This is a genomic window from Streptomyces sp. NPDC059456 (assembly GCF_042750055.1).
In the GTDB taxonomy this organism is placed as follows: domain Bacteria; phylum Actinomycetota; class Actinomycetes; order Streptomycetales; family Streptomycetaceae; genus Streptomyces.
The window spans coordinates 1-776 of record NZ_JBHYVA010000060.1 but is presented as its reverse complement, the minus strand read 5'-3'; the positions used below and the strand labels follow the sequence as shown (position 1 = coordinate 776).

Below are 776 nucleotides of genomic sequence, written 5' to 3'. Positions count from 1 at the left end.
GCGTTGGCGGTCGCCAAACCTCCCAGGGGCCCCCCCACCCGGCGCCCCCGCGTGCCCCCCCCCGGGCCGCTCCCCGGGGGGGCCGCGGCCCCCGGCGTGCCGGTCGGTGCCCCCGCGCAGCGAGCGGCGGGCCTGGAGCACGGCCTCCATGGGGCCCAGGCCGTGGACGTCGCCGATCCGGACGTGGGAGCGCACCGCCGTGGCGCCGTGCCCCAGCTGGAGCAGGGCGGCCTCGGTGGCCCGGCGCTGCACCTCGTCGGGCGCGTACGAGACCGGGCCCTCGCCGTCGGCGGTCAGGGCGGTGTCCCCGTGGGCGTGCGGCTCGGCGGGGGCGGGCAGCAGCAGGTAGCCGCCGAGGTCCACCCGGTTGAGCGCGGGGGAGGGCAGGCTGCCCGCGGTGCCGACGGCCTGGATCCGGCCGCCGCCGAGCCGGACGTCGACCGTGCGGCCGTCCGTGAGGCGGGCCCCGGCGAGCAGGAGGGTGGTGGGGGGTTCGGCGGCGGCCGCGTTCGGGTTGCCGGCCGGGGGGCGCTGCGGCCCCTGGCCGCCGTCCTCGCCACGGCCGCCCGGCGGGAAGGGGGAGGGCTGCTGCGGCTGGCTGTCGGACATCGCGCTCCTGCGGGGGCTCGGGCGGTTCCTGGGCCGTGTGGCCGCGGCCCGCGGCCCAAGATCACGCAGCGTGCTCAGAGCCTAGGGTGCGGGGCTCTCCCGTTCACGGAGGAGCGCAATAGTCGTACCGGTGTGGTGCCCGTGAGCCGTGGCGCGGAGGTGTGCCC

Annotated in this window: 1 pseudogene; it reads right to left on the bottom strand. The window is 80.0% G+C overall.

Annotated features, from left to right (window positions below):
- Positions 1-609, bottom strand: a pseudogene (locus ACFXA3_RS08465) (hypothetical protein); the annotation flags it as partial.
- Positions 610-776 lie beyond the last annotated feature (167 nt).